The organism is Pseudomonas sp. Q2-TVG4-2 (assembly GCF_013620795.1).
In the GTDB taxonomy this organism is placed as follows: Bacteria; Pseudomonadota; Gammaproteobacteria; order Pseudomonadales; family Pseudomonadaceae; genus Stutzerimonas.
The window spans coordinates 360,328-377,896 of sequence record NZ_LGLW01000005.1; the positions used below are offsets into that span (position 1 = coordinate 360,328).

18 protein-coding genes and 1 pseudogene are annotated in these 17,569 nt (G+C 60.2%); 3 read left to right on the plus strand and 16 right to left on the minus strand.

Features of this window, described 5'->3' with window-relative positions:
- Positions 1-129: 129 nt before the first annotated feature.
- The 4 genes from H3028_RS12805 to selD all read right to left on the minus strand — a co-directional run bounded on the left by H3028_RS12805 (position 130) and on the right by selD (position 3,263).
- Entirely contained in the window at positions 130-732 is a 603-nt protein-coding gene (locus H3028_RS12805; protein ID WP_181297376.1) for a flavin reductase family protein, read from the minus strand.
- 83 nt (positions 733-815) lie between these two features.
- Entirely contained in the window at positions 816-1,094 is a 279-nt protein-coding gene (locus tag H3028_RS12810) for a hypothetical protein (RefSeq protein ID WP_181297377.1), read from the minus strand.
- Positions 1,095-1,122: 28 nt separating this feature from the next.
- Complete coding sequence (mnmH, locus tag H3028_RS12815) at positions 1,123-2,229, minus strand: tRNA 2-selenouridine(34) synthase MnmH (RefSeq protein WP_181297378.1); 1,107 nt, start codon at positions 2,227-2,229, stop codon at positions 1,123-1,125.
- The gene (gene selD, locus H3028_RS12820) at positions 2,229-3,263 is read right to left on the minus strand and encodes a selenide, water dikinase SelD (RefSeq protein WP_181297379.1); all 1,035 of its coding nucleotides are present in this window, start codon (positions 3,261-3,263) and stop codon (positions 2,229-2,231) included. Before selD ends, mnmH begins: the two co-directional genes overlap by 1 nt.
- Positions 3,264-3,475: 212 nt before the next feature.
- On the opposite strand from selD, the gene H3028_RS12825 reads away from it, so the two are divergent.
- Entirely contained in the window at positions 3,476-4,462 is a 987-nt protein-coding gene (locus H3028_RS12825; protein WP_181297380.1) for a patatin-like phospholipase family protein, read from the plus strand.
- Positions 4,463-4,480: 18 nt separating this feature from the next.
- On the opposite strand, the gene H3028_RS12830 is transcribed toward H3028_RS12825, so the two are convergent.
- From H3028_RS12830 to H3028_RS12865, 8 genes are all read right to left on the minus strand, one after another.
- Positions 4,481-5,572: an AI-2E family transporter gene (locus tag H3028_RS12830; protein WP_181297381.1), complete on the minus strand. Its 1,092-nt coding sequence runs from the start codon at positions 5,570-5,572 to the stop codon at positions 4,481-4,483.
- A 78-nt stretch (positions 5,573-5,650) separates the two neighbouring features.
- Positions 5,651-6,454, minus strand: coding sequence for a DUF4892 domain-containing protein (locus H3028_RS12835; protein ID WP_181297497.1), 804 nt, complete (start codon positions 6,452-6,454; stop codon positions 5,651-5,653).
- 176 nt (positions 6,455-6,630) lie between these two features.
- On the minus strand, positions 6,631-7,488 hold the full coding sequence (locus H3028_RS12840; protein WP_181297382.1) for an alpha/beta fold hydrolase: 858 nt from the start codon (positions 7,486-7,488) through the stop codon (positions 6,631-6,633).
- Positions 7,485-8,291: an alpha/beta fold hydrolase gene (locus tag H3028_RS12845; RefSeq protein ID WP_181297383.1), complete on the minus strand. Its 807-nt coding sequence runs from the start codon at positions 8,289-8,291 to the stop codon at positions 7,485-7,487. The genes H3028_RS12840 and H3028_RS12845 overlap by 4 nt, the downstream gene beginning before the upstream one ends.
- A gap of 105 nt (positions 8,292-8,396) precedes the next feature.
- Positions 8,397-8,852, minus strand: a complete 456-nt coding sequence (locus H3028_RS12850) for a hotdog fold thioesterase (protein ID WP_181297384.1) — start codon at positions 8,850-8,852, stop codon at positions 8,397-8,399.
- 92 nt (positions 8,853-8,944) lie between these two features.
- A complete protein-coding gene (gene sixA / locus H3028_RS12855) occupies positions 8,945-9,403 on the minus strand; it encodes a phosphohistidine phosphatase SixA (RefSeq protein ID WP_181297385.1) in 459 nt (152 codons plus the stop codon).
- Positions 9,400-9,738, minus strand: coding sequence for a DUF4389 domain-containing protein (locus H3028_RS12860; protein ID WP_181297386.1), 339 nt, complete (start codon positions 9,736-9,738; stop codon positions 9,400-9,402). Before H3028_RS12860 ends, sixA begins: the two co-directional genes overlap by 4 nt.
- Positions 9,739-9,757: 19 nt before the next feature.
- Complete coding sequence (locus H3028_RS12865; RefSeq protein WP_181297387.1) at positions 9,758-10,780, minus strand: NAD(P)H-dependent glycerol-3-phosphate dehydrogenase; 1,023 nt, start codon at positions 10,778-10,780, stop codon at positions 9,758-9,760.
- A gap of 422 nt (positions 10,781-11,202) precedes the next feature.
- On the opposite strand from H3028_RS12865, the gene fabA reads away from it, so the two are divergent.
- Positions 11,203-11,718 (plus strand): 3-hydroxyacyl-[acyl-carrier-protein] dehydratase FabA, encoded by a 516-nt coding sequence (gene fabA, locus H3028_RS12870; protein WP_168423899.1) that lies wholly within the window; start codon positions 11,203-11,205, stop codon positions 11,716-11,718.
- An 11-nt stretch (positions 11,719-11,729) separates the two neighbouring features.
- Positions 11,730-12,947, plus strand: coding sequence for a beta-ketoacyl-ACP synthase I (gene fabB / locus H3028_RS12875; protein ID WP_181297388.1), 1,218 nt, complete (start codon positions 11,730-11,732; stop codon positions 12,945-12,947).
- 149 nt (positions 12,948-13,096) lie between these two features.
- On the opposite strand, the gene sstT is transcribed toward fabB, so the two are convergent.
- From sstT to H3028_RS12890, 4 genes and pseudogenes are all read right to left on the minus strand, one after another.
- Positions 13,097-14,338 carry a serine/threonine transporter SstT gene (gene sstT, locus H3028_RS12880; protein WP_181297389.1) on the minus strand — a complete coding sequence of 414 codons (1,242 nt, stop codon included), beginning with the start codon at positions 14,336-14,338 and terminating at the stop codon, positions 13,097-13,099.
- Between the two features lie 200 nt (positions 14,339-14,538).
- Positions 14,539-15,402, minus strand: a complete 864-nt coding sequence (locus tag H3028_RS21605; protein ID WP_375154413.1) for a methyl-accepting chemotaxis protein — start codon at positions 15,400-15,402, stop codon at positions 14,539-14,541.
- Positions 15,394-16,164 (minus strand): annotated as a pseudogene (locus H3028_RS21610) (MCP four helix bundle domain-containing protein); the annotation flags it as partial. The gene H3028_RS21605 and the pseudogene H3028_RS21610, both read right to left, overlap by 9 nt.
- Before the next feature lie 196 nt (positions 16,165-16,360).
- On the minus strand, positions 16,361-17,383 hold the full coding sequence (locus H3028_RS12890; protein WP_181297391.1) for an amidohydrolase family protein: 1,023 nt from the start codon (positions 17,381-17,383) through the stop codon (positions 16,361-16,363).
- Between the last annotated feature and the right edge of the window lie 186 nt (positions 17,384-17,569).

Consider the following 17,569-nt stretch of genomic DNA (forward strand, 5'->3'; position numbering starts at 1 on the left):
GACGGCGCCAATCTCGCCATGCGATAGCCCTGCAGTCCGATCGGCAGTAAGCGGTGCCGCAGTGGGGCGACGATGAAGTTTGGCTTGATGAGAGGCGCCGGCCATTGGATGGCCTATGCATCTCGCCAACTAAGGTCGGAGCATCTCGAAACGTTCACGCGTGTAGGTGTAGCTGACGCCACCGAGCCGGCCGACCAGATCCAGCCTGGCCGGATCGATGCGCCCCCGTTCATCGAGCACTTCGTCATCAATATGCGCCAGCAGCACCTCAGCAAAAATCAGGTGGCAGTTGGGTGACTCCGTCGGGTACGGCAGGATCTGCGCCACCCGACATTCGAAGGCAACCGGTGCCGCCTGCACCCGCGGCACGTTCACACGTTTCGCCGGTTCACTGGCGATGCCGCAGTGCTCAAATTCGCTGATGCCATGGGGTAACGCTGCAGCGGATGCATTCATTGCTTCGGCCTGTTCGGCGCCCACCAACTGGACGACTAGCTCCCCGGTATCCTGTGCATTTCGAGCGGTATCCTTCGGCACGCCTTCTTTCAGACCGACATTGATCAGTAATGTCGGGGGCTCGCTGCTGATGACCTGAAAGAAACTGAAGGGCGCAAGGTTACTGATGCCATCTGCCGAGCGGGTCGATACCCAGGCAATCGGGCGCGGCGTAACTGTCGAAGTTAGCCAACGATAGCTCTCGGCCGGCGTCAGTGCGGAAAAATCGAGCTGCATGGTGATGTCCTGCTGAACCGACCGGCGCGTCTGGCTCGAGCGAAGAAAGGGTGGCACCGGCCACAGGTGCCACTGGAGTGCTGTTAGCGCCCGGCGCGTGACTCGCGTAGATAGAAGCGGGCTTTCTTGGCCTTTTCTACGCAGCCCTGGTAGGCCTCGAATTGCTGCTGAGTCTTGGCACCGGTCAGCAGAGCCATCGCCTTGGAATAGCTCACGGTACCGGCGAAACCTTCCGCTTCGGCAATGCTCTGCTCTTCCCAGGCCGCATTCAGCTGAGACGCACAGCTATCGCGATAGGCGGTTTTTCCAGCGCAGCCTGTCAGGGCCAGCGCCAGCACGGACAAACAGATCAGACTTTTCATCGATACATCCCTCGTTCTAAAAACCTGCTCAGGTTTGCTTTCCTGCAGCACGTTCGCGCAGGAATTCGACCACAGCGTCCTGCTCACCCGCGAACTCGATACGGGAGGCCTTGCTTTCCCGCTGATAGGCATACATCGGATCGTAGTACTGTTTCAGCAACGCCTCGATCCACCCCCGGTGCAGATCGACCGCACCGGTACTGCCCTGTTCGGCAAGCGCCTGGCCCATGATCGCGGCCAGGCGTGCGTAGCACTCTCCACCGAGCCGCTTGCTGATATTGACCAGACTTTGCTGCAAACGCTCGGAGAAAGCTGTGAATCCGTCCTCGCCTTGCTCAGCAGTGAATTCGGCACAGAGATCGATCACATAGTCTTTGAGAATACGATCGACACGACCTTCGAAGCTATCCTCCAGCCATACCAACGGATAGCGCTGCATGCCCTGGAATAGCGGCAGCGGAATCGAGCAGCGGCCCACCAGCCGCGCCTCGTCTTCGAGCACGAACTGCCTGGCTCCAGCCTGCTGCATCTTAAGCAAGCGAATCGCCAGCGCGTTCTCGAAATCGATCTGTACCGGTTGCGGCGTGGCGCGCTTGCCGAAGCTTGAGCCCCGGTGGTTGGCGATACCCTCCAGATCGACGCCGTCATCCAGACGCGCCAGCACTTCGGTCTTGCCGGTGCCGGTCATGCCACCGACCAGCACGAAGTCATCCTGGGCCGCCGTGTGCTCGATGGTTTCCAGCAGGAAATGACGCATCGCCTTGTAACCGCCGGTCACGCGCGGATAGTCGATTCCCGCCTCGGTCTTCAGCCATTGCTGAACCAGCTGCGATCGCAACCCACCACGAAAACAATAGATGTAGCCCTGCGGGTTGTCCCGAGCAAAGTCGGCCCAGGACTGGATGCGCTCGGTCTTGACCTGGCCGCTGACCAGCCGATGGCCGAGCTCGATCGCGGCCTCTTGGCCGTGCTGCTTGTAGCAGGTGCCTACCTTCTGCCGCTCAAGGTCGTTCATCAATGGCAGGTTGACCACACCCGGAAAGGCGCCCTTGGAAAATTCCACCGGCGCGCGGGCATCCATCATTGGGAGATCGTTGAGAAACAGCTCGCGGTAGTTATCGGTATCGCCGCGCATCAACGGACCTCGACAGCAAAGGCGCCGGCTTCGACCAACTCGCCGATCGGCTCGAGCGCCAGACCCAGCTCCATCGCGGCTGCCAGGAATTCCGCCTCACCTTCGGGCGCGACCGCGACCAGCAAGCCGCCACTGGTTTGCGGGTCGCAGAGCAATTGCTTGTGCGCCTCGTCGAGCGCGGCGATGCGGTCACCATAGCTTTCGAAGTTGCGCACAGTACCGCCGGGTATGCAGCCCTGCTCCAAGTAATATTCAACCCCCTCCAGACGTGGCACGCGGTTGTAATCGATGCGCGCGGTCACACCGCTGCCGTCGGCCATTTCCACAAGGTGCCCGAGCAATCCGAAGCCGGTGACGTCGGTCATCGCGTGAACGCAGGCGAGCTTGCCGAAGCGGCTGCCGGGTGTGTTCAGCGTGCACATCCAGTCACGCGCCCGACCGACATCTTCAGCGCGCAGCTTGGCCTTCTTTTCGGCGGTTGTGAGAATGCCGATGCCCAGCGGTTTGGTCAGGTAGAGCTTGCAACCCACCGTCGCCGTATCATTTCGCTTCATCTGGGCCTTATTCACCAGGCCTGTCACCGCCAGGCCGAAGATTGGCTCGGGGGCATCGATCGAATGGCCGCCCGCCAGCGGAATGCCCGCCGCATCGCAGACGGCCCGGCCACCAGCAATCACCTCGCGGGCCACTTCCGGCGGCAATAGGTTAACCGGCCAGCCGAGAATAGCGATGGCCATCAATGGCTCGCCGCCCATGGCGTAGATGTCGCTGATGGCGTTGGTCGCAGCGATGCGTCCGAAGTCGAACGGATCGTCGACGATGGGCATGAAGAAGTCGGTGGTCGAGACCACGCCCCGCTCATCATCGATACCGTATACCGCGGCATCGTCACGCGAGGCATTGCCGACCCACAGGCGCGGATCGAGATTTTGCGCGCCACTGCCGGCGAGGATCACATCCAGCACCTTGGGCGAAATCTTGCAGCCGCAGCCGGCACCATGGCTGTATTGGGTGAGGCGGACGGGTTCGCTCATCTAGAAAGACTCTCGTGACGCTGGCAAAACGGGCGCCGATTGTAGCAAGAAGGCCGGCGACTGGCGGCATCTCAGATCGCGCCGACGCTTCGTGAAAGCAATACCGCGGCAAGAGTGCCTGCGAGCTTCGAATGTTTGCGGCTTGTGCATTGGAACACTTGAACCCTCACGCTTGAGGCTTGAAGCTATCGCTCTGCCAAAGGGAGAATCGAATGGGCAACAAGGTGGCATTGGTACTGGGCTCAGGTGGCGCGCGCGGTTATGCGCACATCGGTGTCATCGAGGAACTCGTGGCCCGAGGCTACGAGATCAATTGCATTGCGGGCTGCTCGATGGGCGCGGTGGTCGGCGGGATCTACGCGGCGGGCAAGCTGGACGAATACCGTGAGTGGATCGAGAGCCTCGATTACTTCGACATGCTGCGCCTGGTCGATCCGAGTTTCAGTCTCGGGGCGATACGAGGCGAGAAGATCTTCGGCCGTATCCGCGACATGCTGGGTTCGATCAATATCGAGGATTTGCCGATCCCCTTCACGGCCGTCGCGACCGACCTGACCAACCAGCAGGAAATATGGTTTCAGGAAGGCAACCTGGAACTGGCGATGCGCGCCTCGGCCGCCATCCCAAGTCTGTTCACACCTGTGATGCAGGGTAACCGGATGCTGGTGGATGGCGGGATCCTAAATCCTTTGCCGATAGTCCCGGTGGTCTCCAGCCACAGCGACATCATCATCGCGGTAAACCTTAACGCCAATAACCACCGACAATATCCACTGCCCGAGGTGATCCGCCCCGGTCGTTTCGACGCCATGGTCAGTTCGATCAGCTCGCACATACCATTCTGGCGCAGCAAGGGGCTGGAGGAGCATATCGCTGAACTTCAGGGCGCTGACGGGTCGAGCGACAACCAACCGCCAGCAGCTCCTACCGGGCAGAGCGCGCCGAAATCGGCGGAGGGCTCCATGGTGGTGGATGTCGGCGGGCCAGCATCGCTACTGGAATTGATCAACCAGAGCTTCGAGGTGATGCAGTCGTCGCTGACCCAATACAAGATCGCCGGCTATCCGCCAAACGTACTGGTCAACATCCCCAAGCGCGCCTGCCGGTTCTACGAGTTTTACAAAGCGCCCGAACTGATCAAGCTGGGCCAGATCATCGCTAGAGACGCACTCGATAAGTACGAGGAAGAGCAGCTCTAAGCGCAGCGGCTGCTCTCCTCATCGGGGCGGTGTCTGGTCCAAATGCCCACCCGGTAGTCGCTCCGGGTGGGCGACTCCCGGTACTTCCTTGATCAGCCAATCACCCAGAAGGCTATAGGCGACCGCCAGCAGCGTCGGGCCGAGAAACAGCCCCATGAAACCGAACGCCAGCACGCCGCCAAACACACCCAGCAGCACCACAACCAAGGGCAGGTTGCCGCCGCGACTGATCAGATAGGGCTTGAGTACGTTGTCCACCCCGCTGATGATGAACATGCCCCAGGCACCGAGAAATACCGCCATGCCGTACTGGCCTTGCCAAACCAGCCAGGCGACTGCCGGCCCCCAGATCAGCGGCGGAACCATGAGAAAGCTGAAGGCGAACGTCAGCAGGCCGAGAATCAGAGCGCCCGGTATGCCAGCGATGGTGAATCCCACATACGCGAGAATCGCTTGGGCAGCGGCCGTACCGATCACCCCGTTGACGACTCGTTGTACCGTACCAGCCACCAGCTCCAGGTAATGATCAGCGCGATCACCGATCAGCCGATGCAGCAGGCTGTGAACAAATGCCGCCAGTTTCGGCCCGTCGCGATAGAAGAAGAACACCAGCACCAGACTGAGCGCCAGCTCCAGCATACCGCCGCCAATTCGAGCGCTGCGCACCAGCAGCCAGTTGCCGACTTGGCCGATATAAGGGCGAATGGTTGCGAAGAATGCTGTGCCCTGCTCATCCAGGGCGTACCAGAGAGCCAGCAGGCGGTCCCCTACCAGCGGTAGTTCACCCAGCCATCCAGGTGGCGCTGGCAGGCCCTGCACCTGCAGGTTATGCACCAGCACGTTAACCTCGCGTATCTGATCGGCAATGTTGAACCCCAGCCACACCAGCGGTACCGCTACCGAGACCATCCAGCCAAACGTCAACAGCGTCGCGGCGAGGGTCGAATTACCCCTCAACCAGCGTGTCAGCACCCGCATGACCGGCCAGCTCGCGAACGCCAGCACTGCCGCCCAGAACAGTGCGGAGGCAAAAGGAGCCAAGACCCACACGCAGGCACCGAGCAGCACCAGGAGCAGAATCTGCACCAGCAGACGATCGTTGTTAAGCATCGATGTACCTATGGAAACAGGGTGCGCTTTTGAGCCAAGTGCACCAGAGGGGGCTCTATTGCAGTCTGAAACGCGCCCTCAATGCAACAGTTTGATACGCAGGCCCTCCTCGTCGGACACTTCGGCCTCCAGTCGCCGCGCCTTGATCCGCTCCTGCGTAAGGGCTTCATGCCAGCCAGCTGCACCCTTGCCTTCCAGAACGACCCGGGTGGTGCTGTCGAGCCGCAGCACATTCGCCAACAGCGCACCCCACTCCGCCGTGGGCTCTTGCGGCAATCGAGGCAGCCATAGCTCGCCGGTATCTTTCAACTGACGCAGCAAGGTAGCCGGATTCGGCAGGATGATGCCGAGCGCTGTATCGGGATTGAACTGTTCCACATGCAGGTAAGGACGGCCATTGCCACGCGTGACGCCATAGAGTGCCATGAGCTGATCGGAATCGCCCGGCAGACGCGCCAGCAAATAAGCCTGCCTGGCATCGGGACCGTAGAGCGCTGAACGCTGGAAGATCTCGTTCGCCCATAGACTGCTCGATCCACACTCGCGACCCTCACACCAGAAGAGCAGTTCTGCACCATCCTCCAACAGCCGACTGCGTGCCCGCTCGAATGCTTCGATACCGGTATGGACCTCCGGCAGCAGATAGGTGACGGCTGTCAGCTGGCCGCTCGCGCTGATCTGATCGCTCATCCGCAGCCGCCCACTGATGCGACGAATCGAGTCCAGCGGATAAGTTCGCTCCAGGACCTGCTGTTCTTTGAACGCGACGATTCGCGACTGCGGATATCGCGGAAGCGAGTCGAAATCTCGGCTGCCAGGCAGGTCAGCCGCGCTCGCCGCATTGGCGAGCATGACAAACGTGGCTATCCACACAGCTCGTATACGGCAGCTCAACGGGACACCATCCGCTGTGCAGTTTGACCATTGGGCGTGGCGGCGGTATGGCGTTCGATCATCGGGGGTGTTCCTGTTGAGGCGAGAGCCCAGCCTCACCAGTTGGCAAAAGCAAGTCAAGCGGGGCTTTGCGACAGATTTTTGCGCAACCGCTGCCGTCTGGCTCAAACCGCAAAGAACGGGTTAAAAACAGCCGCCACCGCCTCGGCTCCCGCTTGGTCGTCCAGGTGCAAATGATGACCACCCGGCAATCGGTGCAGCTGGAATGGCAAGGCCTCGGACAGTTCGACCATGGCCGGCTGGATCATCAGCCCCTGTTGCGCCAAAACCAGGCTCGCAGGGCAGGCCACTCGGTGCACGAACGCCAGTGCATGCGCACGGCTCAGACGCATCGGCGACGGCAACATCAAACGCGCGTCGGTGCGCCAGGTATAGCCCCCTGGGACCGGCATCAAACCTCGTTGGGCCAGCCGTTCGGCAGCGTCGTAGCTGACCGCCCCGACGCCTTTCATACGTGCCGAGACGGCCTGCTCGAACGTGGGGTAGACCGGTTTGCGCTTGCCGTCTACGGCGAGCAGCGCCTGCAATGATTCGCCGAGTTTCTGCGGTGCGGTGTCGGCCTCTCCGGTATAGGGAATCACCCCGTCAATCAGAGCCAGACGATCAATGCGCTCGGGCATGGCGCCGGCCAGCATGACCGAGACGATGGCACCCATGGAGTGGCCCAGCAGAGAAAATCGCTTCCAGCCGAACTGTTCCGCGGTTTGCAGCACGTCGTAGGCGTAGTCCCAGATGTTATAGGGAGCACCGGCGGGTCGATGATCGGAATGACCGTGCCCCGGCAGATCCAGCGCGACGATACGGATCCCCTCGAGCAGCGGCGCCAGACGGGAGAAGGTGGCGGCATTGTCCAGCCAGCCGTGCAGTGCGATAACCGGCTGGCCATCCTCGGGCCCGTAGAGATGCGCCGCGACTTCGATATGTGGCAGGCGCAGGCGGATTTCTTCGAATGGGATACTCATGCAGCACCTCTTCGGTCCAGTTCGCTCCAGCGACTGAACAATTGTCTGAGCAGGATCGCAGTGCCGCGCGGATGCTCAAGCGGGAACATATGCCCACCGGGCACGCTATGCGCCTCGCCGTGGGCGACCAACCGCAGCAGATATGCATGATGGGGCAGCACCACCCGACTCTCGCGGCCACGCACCACCGCAAGCGGAATCTTCAGCGCATGCGGCCAGCCTGGGGTCATGTGCGGCACGCTGCGGTAAATCCGGATTTCGGTTTTCGGATCGAAGCGCAGGCGCACGCCTTGAGCGGTCGTTTCCAGCCCATGCTCGATATAGGCATCTAGGCAGTCAGGGTCGAATGAGCGAAACAACGCCTTGCTGGCGAAATATCGCCGCGCTTCGTCTGGGCAACTGAATTCCTCGCGACGGCCCAGGGTGCGTCCGGCGGGCGTAAGCCGATCGATGAAGCCGAAGCGCTTGGCCGCCCAGATCAGCGTCTGGTCGAACCATGTGGTCATCGGCGAATCAAGCATGACCACACCACGATAAAGCTCTGGTCGCTGCAGGGCCGCATGATAATGAAGCATCCCACCCAGCGAATGACCGACGCCCCAGACTGGCTCTCCCAGTACCGCGAGTTGCTCAAGGAGCTCCTGCACCAGATTCTGCCAGTTGTCGTCCACTGGGAAGCGAGGATTATGGCCGTGCTGGTCGAGGTGGGTCACGACATACTCAGGCGCCAGTTCGCCGAACAGCTTGCGATAAGTCGCCGAGGGAAAACCGTTCGCGTGAGCGAAGAAGATGCGTTGCGTCATGAGCTCAATGCGAAAGAGGAGAAGTGGCCATTGTCTGGCCCCTCCCCCTTTCACAGCAATTGGCGTGAGCGGCAGAACCAAAGGCAGTCCTGCCAAACAAGGGGTCTACGACGCCTCTATACGTCGTGGGCTGTTTTCACCTACGGGCATGACGGCGACGGTTAAACGGGAAATGCAGCTGAGCTTACCGTCGTCGCCGCTCAAGCGGATATCCCAGACGTGGCTGGAACGTCCGACATGAACCGGTCGGCATACGGCAGTAACGCGACCACTGCGCAACGCGCGGATATGGTTGGCGTTCACTTCGAGGCCCACACAATAGAACCGGCTCGAGTCGATGCATTGGTAGCTCGCCACGGAACCTACAGTTTCGGCGAGCACGACCGACGCGCCGCCATGCAGCAAACCGTAGGGCTGGTGGGTGCGAGAATCGACGACCATGCTTGCGGTGAGGGAGTTATCGTCGACCGCTTCGAAACGAATATCGAGCAGTCCGAGGATGGTGTTCTGGCGGTTTGCATTGAGTTGTTCGAGCTCCGGGGGACGCTGCCAAATGCTCAAGTGTCGCTCTCCATGATTTCTGATTTTTTTATTGGTGATTTGCGGCTTACTGCACGCTGCGCTGCACTGGATTTCTCCAATCAGGCCGCACGCTAGCCTGGGTGCTGCAGCCCGACGAGCTGCATCAGACCCGCCGCCAGATATTCCCCGTCCAGTTCCGCCAAACTCGCAGTCGCCATGGGCAGCGGTGATTCACGATGGCCACTGACCAGCCATCCACCCAATGCACCAACGAAGGGCTGGTGGGTCACAAGCAACAACTGCTGCTCGGCACGGCGGTCAAGATAGAGCATCGCATCGGCTGGATCGGTCTCGGGTGTCAGCCAGGGTACGGTTTCCACCGGCCCAGTAAAACCAAGCGTCTGACGGACTATTTCGGCGGTCTGCTTAGCCCGTTGGTACGGGCTGACGAGGATCGCCTGCAGGGATCGGCCCTGCAGATGAGCGGCAGCGCGCTCCACTTCTAATCGCCCGGCGTCTGTCAGATTGCGCTCCGCATCGGTACGAGCCTTGGGCTCGGCCTCGCCATGACGCAGTAGCCACAGCCTCATGGCTGCGGTTCCTGCTCCGGCGACACAGGGGTGACGGGCGGCGGCGTTTCCCGATCGGCCGGCCGGGGCTTAGGCCAGTCGGACATCGGCCAAGGTTTGCGATCCGTGTTGAAGGTGCCGAAACGGCCGATCTGCGCGACGTACTGGCTGAGGCTATCGCCAAGCCGCTGCAGGCTCTCGTTCGCCTTGCCGTTTACCGCATGCAGGACCAGCTGCGCGACCACAACCACCAGCAGCACCAGCTCGGCGACTTGCCAGACAAAGAAGAAAACCAGCATCCATATTGCGCGCAGGATTAGCGATTCACGATCGGCGCTGCGTTGTGATGTACTCATCGATATCTCCGCTATCGTTTCAGAAGCCGTCGGTGGAAATGAAATCTACGTCGGTCTTCGGTTCACCACGCATCAGCAGCGCGATTACCTGTTCCAGCGTACGCCCCTCGAACAGGATGGCATGTAGCCCTGCGACCAGTGGCATGTAGACCTGTAGCTCCTCGGCCTTGGTCTTTAGCACCTTGATAGTGTTGACGCCCTCGGCCACCTCCCCCAAACGTGATACCGCCTGGTCGAGACTCAGGCCTTCGCCAAGTGCGTAGCCCACCTGAAAATTGCGGCTTTTGGAAGAGGTACAGGTGACGATCAGATCCCCGACACCGGCCAGCCCTAGGAACGTCATGGGGTTGGCGCCCAACCTGACCGCGAAACGGGTCATTTCCGCAAGTGCACGCGTGATCAGCATGCTGCGTGTGTTTTCGCCCATCCCCAAGGCCGCGGCCATACCGGCCATGATCGCGTAGACGTTCTTCAGCGCGCCGCCGAGCTCGACGCCGAAACGATCGGCACTGGCATAGACGCGAAAGGTGCGCCCGTGCAGAGCATGCTGCACAGACCGGCAAAGCGCCTCGTCGTCGCTCGCCACCACCGTTGCAGTCAGCGCATGCTCGGCCACTTCGCGTGCCAGGTTCGGGCCTGAGATCACACCGATGCGGGCCTGTGGTGCGATCTCCTCCAGAATCTGGCTCATCAGCATGAACCCCTGCGCTTCGATGCCCTTGGTCGTGCTGACCAGCATCTTGCCCGACAGCTGAGCGGCAAACGGCGATAGCGCCTGGCGCAGCGCACTGGAAGGCAGCGCTACGAACACCAGTTCGCAGTCAGTCAGTGCTTGCCCCAGGTCTGTGACCGGACTGACCTTGGGAAGCACTGTCACGCCTTTTAGATAGCGCGGGTTCTGGCGCAGGGTACGAATGCTCTCGGCCTGTGCGGCATCACGCATCCACAGTCGGACGCTGTGGCCGTTTTCGGCAAGCAGATTCGCGATGGCGGTACCGAAGCTACCGCCGCCTAGCACCGCAATGGGTTGCTGTTCAGTCATGGGGGATCCGTTTGAGCCAGCCGGTGGCAATGATCGGCATTATACGTAGCGCTCCGCGCACAGCCAGTACGAAGCCAGTTGCCAGTGGAATCATCAGGTTACAGTTTCCAACGACGCCTGCCGCTGTGAAAGATCCCTTCGTCCGCCCCTGCCCAGCGGGTGCCGACGCGATTCATTCCCCTATGGTCTATAAGAGACGGGATGTCACATGGTCGTTGTCACTGGTCAGGAGTGTTAAAGTGTCGGCCCGTTTCTACCATGGTGCTCTCGCGGTTGGTCGAAACGAGCGGTATCCATGTCCTTGCGCTGTGACTTTCAGTGCAAGGTCGCAGTCTACGATTAGACTTTATGATCGGACTCTCGATTTGCGAGTCAGATAGAAAGCAGCAAGCCCTCCGTAAAGGGACCATTGAGGAATACGCATGACCAAACAACAGGCCTTTACTCGGGAAGATCTGCTCCGCTGCAGCCGCGGTGAGCTTTTCGGGCCCGGTAATGCGCAACTGCCCGCGCCGAACATGCTGATGGTCGATCGCATCGTTCATATCAGCGAAGTGGGCGGCAAGTACGGCAAGGGCGAGTTGGTCGCCGAGCTAGATATCAATCCTGATCTCTGGTTCTTTGCCTGCCATTTCGAAGGTGATCCGGTCATGCCCGGCTGCCTGGGGCTTGATGCCATGTGGCAGCTGGTTGGCTTCTATCTCGGCTGGCAGGGCAACCCGGGCCGTGGTCGTGCGCTGGGTTCTGGCGAAGTAAAGTTCTTCGGCCAGGTCCTGCCGACCGCCAAGAAGGTCACCTATAACATTCATATCAAACGCACCATCAACCGCTCGCTGGTCCTCGGCATCGCCGACGGCACCGTCAGCGTGGATGGTCGCGAGATCTACAGCGCCGAAGGTTTACGTGTCGGCCTGTTTACATCTACCGATAGCTTTTGAAGGACTTCCGCATGCGTCGCGTCGTGATCACCGGCCTGGGTATCGTTTCCTGCCTCGGCAATGACAAAGACACCGTTTCCGCCAACCTGCGCGCCAGCCGCCCTGGCATTCGCTTCAACCAGGCCTATGCGGACATGGGTCTGCGCAGTCAGGTTTCGGGTTCAGTCGACCTGAACCTCGAGGAGCTGATTGACCGCAAGGTCCTGCGTTTCATGGGCGATGCAGCGGCTTATGCCTATCTTGCCATGCAGCAGGCCCTGGAAGATTCCGGCCTCAGTGCCGAGGACATTTCCAACCCGCGCATCGGCCTGATCGCCGGTTCCGGTGGCGCCTCGACCATCAACCAGATGGAAGCCATCGACATCCTGCGCGACAAAGGCGTCAAGCGCATCGGCCCATATCGGGTACCGCGCACCATGAGCAGCACGGTCTCCGCCTGCCTGGCAACACCGTTCCGCATCAAGGGCATCAACTATTCCATCGCCTCGGCCTGCGCCACCAGCGCGCATTGCATCGGCCATGCCATGGAACAGATTCAGATGGGCAAGCAGGACGTCGTCTTCGCCGGTGGCGGCGAAGAAGAACACTGGAGCCAGAGCTGCCTGTTCGATGCGATGGGCGCCCTCTCCAGCCAGTACAACGAAACGCCGGAAAAGGCCTCGCGCGCTTACGACGCCAAGCGTGACGGCTTCGTCATCGCCGGTGGTGGCGGCATGGTAGTAGTCGAAGAGTTGGAGCATGCGCTCAAACGTGGCGCGAAGATCTACGCCGAAATCGTCGGTTACGGCGCCACTTCCGATGGCTACGACATGGTTGCTCCAAGCGGTGAAGGCGCGCTTCGCTGCATGCAGCAGGCGATGGCGACGGTCGATGGCGACATCGATTACCTGAACACCCATGGCACTTCCACGCCAGTCGGCGATCTCGCGGAGAGCAAGGCCGTACGCAACATGTTCGGCGATAAGATCCCGGCCATCAGTTCAACCAAGAGCCTATCCGGCCACTCGCTGGGCGCCGCTGGCGTTCACGAAGCGATCTACTGCATGTTGATGATGCAGGGCAACTTCATCGCCGGCTCGGCGAACATCGAAGAGCTGGACCCGGAAGTCGCTGACATGCCGATCGTTCGCGAGACCCGCGAGAATGCCCAGATCGATACCGTCATGAGCAACAGCTTCGGCTTCGGCGGCACCAACGCCACGCTGGTCCTCAAGCGCTGGAAAGGCTGATCGATAGCGTGTAACGACAACGGCGCCTCAGGGCGCCGTTGTCGTTTGTGGGCTATCTCGAGCCGCCGTTGAGTTCTCGGCGCTTACAACGTATTGCAGCGTAGCCCCACGCGACTGCGCGTGGAGGCTGTCACGATGCAACGACCAACTCAATCAGGGCGCACGCCCTCTTCACCCACATCGCCATGAGCGATACATGAGGCCGCGGTGAACAGCGCATCAGTCGATGAGTTCAGCGCTGTCTCGGTCGAATCCTGCACCACACCGATGATGAACCCGACCGCTACGACCTGCATGGCGAGATCGTTGGAAATACCGAAAAGGCTGCAAGCCAGCGGAATCAGCAGCAACGATCCGCCTGCCACACCGGACGCGCCGCAGGCACAGATGGCCGCGAGCAGGCTGAGCAGGATGGCAGTCGGAATATCCACAACAATGCCCAACGTGTTAACCGCCGCCAGGGTCAGCACTGTGATGGTGATCGCCGCGCCGCCCATGTTGATAGTCGCGCCCAGAGGTATCGATACCGAGTAAGTGTCTTTATGCAACCCGAGACGCTCGCAGAGCTGCATGTTGACCGGGATATTCGCCGCCGAGCTGCGGGTGAAAAATGCGGTGATCCCGCTTTCACGCAGGCAGGTAAAGACGAGCGGGTACGGATTCCTGCGAGTCTGCCAGAGCACAATCAAAGGATTCATCACCAACGCCATAAATAGCATGCTGCCGACCAGCACCAGCAACAAACGCAGGTAACCAGCCAGCGCAGCGAAACCGGACTCGGCAAGCGCTCCGGCTACCAGACCGAAGATGCCCAGCGGAGCAAAGCGAATCACCACCTTGACGATTAGCGTTACACCCTCTGATACATCAGCGATCAGGTCACGTGTGCTTTCACGCGCATGGCGGAACGCAATGCCCAGTCCAATGGCCCATGCCAGGATGCCAATGAAGTTACCCTCGATGAGCGCATGCACCGGATTATCAACGACATTGAACAACAGCGTTTGCAGGACAGCACCGACGCCCGACGGCGGCACAACGTCGTTCGCCTGACTGATCAAAGTCAGATTCGTAGGAAACAACGTACTGGCGATGACCGCGACGGCAGCAGCACTTAAGGTGCCCAGTGCATAAAGAACCAGAATGGGTCGAATATGCGTCGGTTGACCACGTTTATGGTTGGCCAGCGACGCAGTTACCAGCACGAAGACCAGAACCGGCGCGACGGCCTTCAATCCGCCTACGAACAGATCGCCCAGCAAACTGACCGAAGCCGCCGCTTGCGGCGAAAGCCATGCCAGCAAGCAACCGGCGAGAAGTCCGACGACGATCTGCGTCACCAGGCTGACACGGTTATAGGCTCTGAAAAGGCGGCTTGAGAGGTTGGACATTGCTGAGTCTCGGCGTAAGGGCAGGACCGGGGCATAACGCCTTTGACGGCTGATGAGCACCGCCGCGATACTGACCCAATTAAAAACGCCGGATGGTACGCATCTCAGTCCGTTATGCCCAGCTTTGCGGCAAGCCACGATGCCGCTGCAGCAGCAAACACAGCAGCAACACCCGTGCGGATTAGGCGTCGCGGCTACGATCAGATACGAAAGCGCGCCACCAGCTCGTTCAGGCTGATCGCCAGCCTCGCCAGTTCCTGGCTCGCGGCGCTGGTCTGGTTGGCTCCCGCCGAAGACTGCAGCGACAAGTCGCGAATATTGATCAGGTTGCGGTCGACTTCACGAGCCACCTGAGCCTGCTCTTCCGAGGCGCTGGCGATGACAAGGTTGCGCTCACTGATCTGACTGATCGCCCGAGTAATGTTGTCGAGCGCCTCACCGGCAGTTCGCGCAACGTCAAGTGTGCTGCGCGCGCGCTCGTTGCTCGCCTGCATAGCCTGCACGGCCTTATCGGTGCCCTGGTGCACATCGCCGATCATCTGCTCGATTTCCTGGGTGGACTGCTGGGTACGGTGTGCCAACGCCCTCACCTCGTCGGCCACGACCGCGAAACCACGGCCAGCTTCCCCAGCACGTGCCGCTTCGATGGCGGCGTTGAGCGCCAACAGGTTAGTCTGCTCGGCAATCGAGCGAATCACATCAAGCACCTTGCTGATATCCCGCACCTGGCCGGCGAGGTGCTCGACCTGTGTCGCGGTAGTGGTCACATCACCGGCCAACAAGCCTATCGACTCGACGGTCTTGATTACCTGCTGACGGCCATGCTGTGCGGTGCTGTCCGATTCGCGCGACGCTTCGGAGGTCGCCACGGCATTACGGGCGACCTCATCCACGGCTGCCGTCATCTCGTTAACAGCCGTGGCAGCTTGCTCGATTTCGTGGTTCTGCTGGTGCAAACCGCGGGTCGAGTCCTCAGTTACGGCATTGAGCTCTTCGGCCGCCGAAGCGAGCTGATTGGACGAATCGGAAATGCCTTGAATGGTGTCTCGCAAGTTCATCTGCATGGCCTTGAGCGCAGCCAGCAAGCGCGCCGGCTCGTCGTTGCCCTCTATGACAAAGTCCCGGGTGAGATCACCGGAAGCCACCGCTTCGGCCATTTCGACCGCCTGACTTAAAGGCCGAACAATGCTCTTGGTGAACAGCACTGCAAGGGTCACTGTGACAAGCGCAGCCATGGCGATAGTGATAATCACCCAGACGAAAGCCGTTTCATACGCGGCCAGCGCGCGGTCCGCAGCGCGGCTCGCCTCGTCGGCGTTGATACGCTGAAGATCAAACAACGCCTTGGTCATCGCGTCAGCGTGCTGATTGATATTGCCGTTCATGACATCCAGAGCTTGCTCGCGCAGACCCTCGCTCGCAAATTCGACCACCTTGCGCTGTTCGGCCATATATAGCGCCTGGGCGGTTTCGAAGCGGTCATAGGCCGCCTTCTCCTCTGCAGTCGTCAGCCTCTGTTCGTATTCGGCTTTCATCGCACCAACGTCGTCGGTCAGCTTGGTAAGCGTCTGCGCGGTCGCGGTACGCGCTTCGTCATTGCTCAGCATGGTCATGCGCATCGTAAGCGCACGCGTACGCTGCATGCCGGCGTTCAAATCCGCCAGACTGACGAGGCTCGGCAACCAGTTCTGATCCACCTCGCTGGACGCCTCGCGCATCTCGGCCATTTGCTTCAACGCAAACACGCCGAGGGCCAGAACCAGCAAGCCAATCAGACCGAAACCGGCAGAAGAACGGGCCGAGATACTCATTTGTCGAAGCGACATGGGACTTCCTACTCCAAGAGATGCGCTGCATGACCACAGCGATAACGACTCGGGTATCGGTGTCCGGGCGAAAAGCTTGAAGAGTTGAGGCCTGGAAAGCGGGCCAATCAGTGAAGATTACGACGAGCGGCGATACGGCTAAACATGGCCACTAAATGGCCATCAACTCGTCCAGTTTCGTGGTCAACAGCACCGCTCAATCTGCATTCGGCCGCTGCTTGCGCGGCAGCACATCAAGGAAGTTTTCACGCGCAACCTTGCGGGCAATCGATTCGGGCAACGCATCAAGAAACGGGTCGAACGCGCGCATGCCCTCCGCCAAGTTATCAAACCGACCGACCACATCTGAGCCAAGCATGAAGCGCGTAGGATGACGCTCGATTAGCGCCAACCACTCCTGGTCTGGCTGGCCAGCCTCATTCAGGAGATAGGGCCTGAGCATCGTCCAGGACAGGTCGATATAGAGATTGGAATAGTCATCTAGCAAACGGCTGACCGTTGGCAGCAGAAATTCGAGCTTTTCCTGATGACGATGCAGCTCCATGCTCGTCCCCGCATGCGCCCAGATGAAACGAGTATGCGGATGGTTACGTAGCGACTCTTCCAGCTCAGCCAGGTACAGCGGATTACGCTCGCGCTTGGAGGTGATGTTGGAATGCAGCATCACTGGCAAATCGAACTCGGCAGCGAGGTGATAGACGCGTGTCAGTGCCTCGTTGTTGGCGCGCGGCGTATCGCCTTCCGTCAGTGCGGTGACGTCATCGTGCCGGGTGAATATCTCGCCCAGCCCCTGCCAGAGCCCAGGATCGAGATCGAGCATCCGCCGAATATGCGCGTCGGCATTCTTGTCGTTGGGATTGAAACCTGAGAGAAATGGATGGAAGCGCCGCCGCTGCTCGTTATCCAGCTCCTTCAAGGCTGCGGCAACCACCACATCGGTCGCGCTGTACCAGTAGACGGGCGCGTCATCGCCAGCATAGTAGCGGGGTCGCTTAGGCTCGTTCTCATGCCACTTCTTGGCGACCGGGATCCCGCTAATCATCACATGGTCGATATCGCCAGCGTCCATCGCCTTGAGCAGCTTGCTCATGCCATCGCTTTCCTGGAAGAAATCAACGAAATGCAGATGAGCGTCGCTGTAGTGATAGTCGCGTGCATGAACCGGCGCGATCGACGCGACCAGACACAGCGCGGTAAAGCAGTTTCGTAAGTTGAACAACCAATGACCTCCTGATAGCCAAGCGGATAGACCGCCCTGGGGCATGGCGGTTCAGTAGCAGGCTGTCGTTCCACTTGTATCGGCGGCCCCGAAACTGAGGGAACCGATCGCCGGTAAACGGAGCCGCGGAGATCATCATGGCGCGACGAGGCCAAACCACGCCGGATCGAACGTAAAAGGCCCGTC

What these genes read in the sequence shown, in the direction of transcription:
- H3028_RS12840 (WP_181297382.1), bottom strand. Translation starts at nt 7,488, where the DNA reads ATGAGTATCCCATTCGAAGAAATCCGCCTGCGCCTGCCACATATCGAA.
- H3028_RS12825 (WP_181297380.1), top strand. Translation starts at nt 3,476, where the DNA reads ATGGGCAACAAGGTGGCATTGGTACTGGGCTCAGGTGGCGCGCGCGGT.
- H3028_RS21605 (WP_375154413.1), bottom strand. Translation starts at nt 15,402, where the DNA reads ATGCAGATGAACTTGCGAGACACCATTCAAGGCATTTCCGATTCGTCC.
- H3028_RS12805 (WP_181297376.1), bottom strand. Translation starts at nt 732, where the DNA reads ATGCAGCTCGATTTTTCCGCACTGACGCCGGCCGAGAGCTATCGTTGG.
- H3028_RS12830 (WP_181297381.1), bottom strand. Translation starts at nt 5,572, where the DNA reads ATGCTTAACAACGATCGTCTGCTGGTGCAGATTCTGCTCCTGGTGCTG.
- fabB (WP_181297388.1), top strand. Translation starts at nt 11,730, where the DNA reads ATGCGTCGCGTCGTGATCACCGGCCTGGGTATCGTTTCCTGCCTCGGC.
- H3028_RS12810 (WP_181297377.1), bottom strand. Translation starts at nt 1,094, where the DNA reads ATGAAAAGTCTGATCTGTTTGTCCGTGCTGGCGCTGGCCCTGACAGGC.
- sixA (WP_181297385.1), bottom strand. Translation starts at nt 9,403, where the DNA reads ATGAGGCTGTGGCTACTGCGTCATGGCGAGGCCGAGCCCAAGGCTCGT.
- sstT (WP_181297389.1), bottom strand. Translation starts at nt 14,338, where the DNA reads ATGTCCAACCTCTCAAGCCGCCTTTTCAGAGCCTATAACCGTGTCAGC.
- H3028_RS12860 (WP_181297386.1), bottom strand. Translation starts at nt 9,738, where the DNA reads ATGAGTACATCACAACGCAGCGCCGATCGTGAATCGCTAATCCTGCGC.
- H3028_RS12845 (WP_181297383.1), bottom strand. Translation starts at nt 8,291, where the DNA reads ATGACGCAACGCATCTTCTTCGCTCACGCGAACGGTTTTCCCTCGGCG.
- selD (WP_181297379.1), bottom strand. Translation starts at nt 3,263, where the DNA reads ATGAGCGAACCCGTCCGCCTCACCCAATACAGCCATGGTGCCGGCTGC.
- fabA (WP_168423899.1), top strand. Translation starts at nt 11,203, where the DNA reads ATGACCAAACAACAGGCCTTTACTCGGGAAGATCTGCTCCGCTGCAGC.
- H3028_RS12865 (WP_181297387.1), bottom strand. Translation starts at nt 10,780, where the DNA reads ATGACTGAACAGCAACCCATTGCGGTGCTAGGCGGCGGTAGCTTCGGT.
- mnmH (WP_181297378.1), bottom strand. Translation starts at nt 2,229, where the DNA reads ATGCGCGGCGATACCGATAACTACCGCGAGCTGTTTCTCAACGATCTC.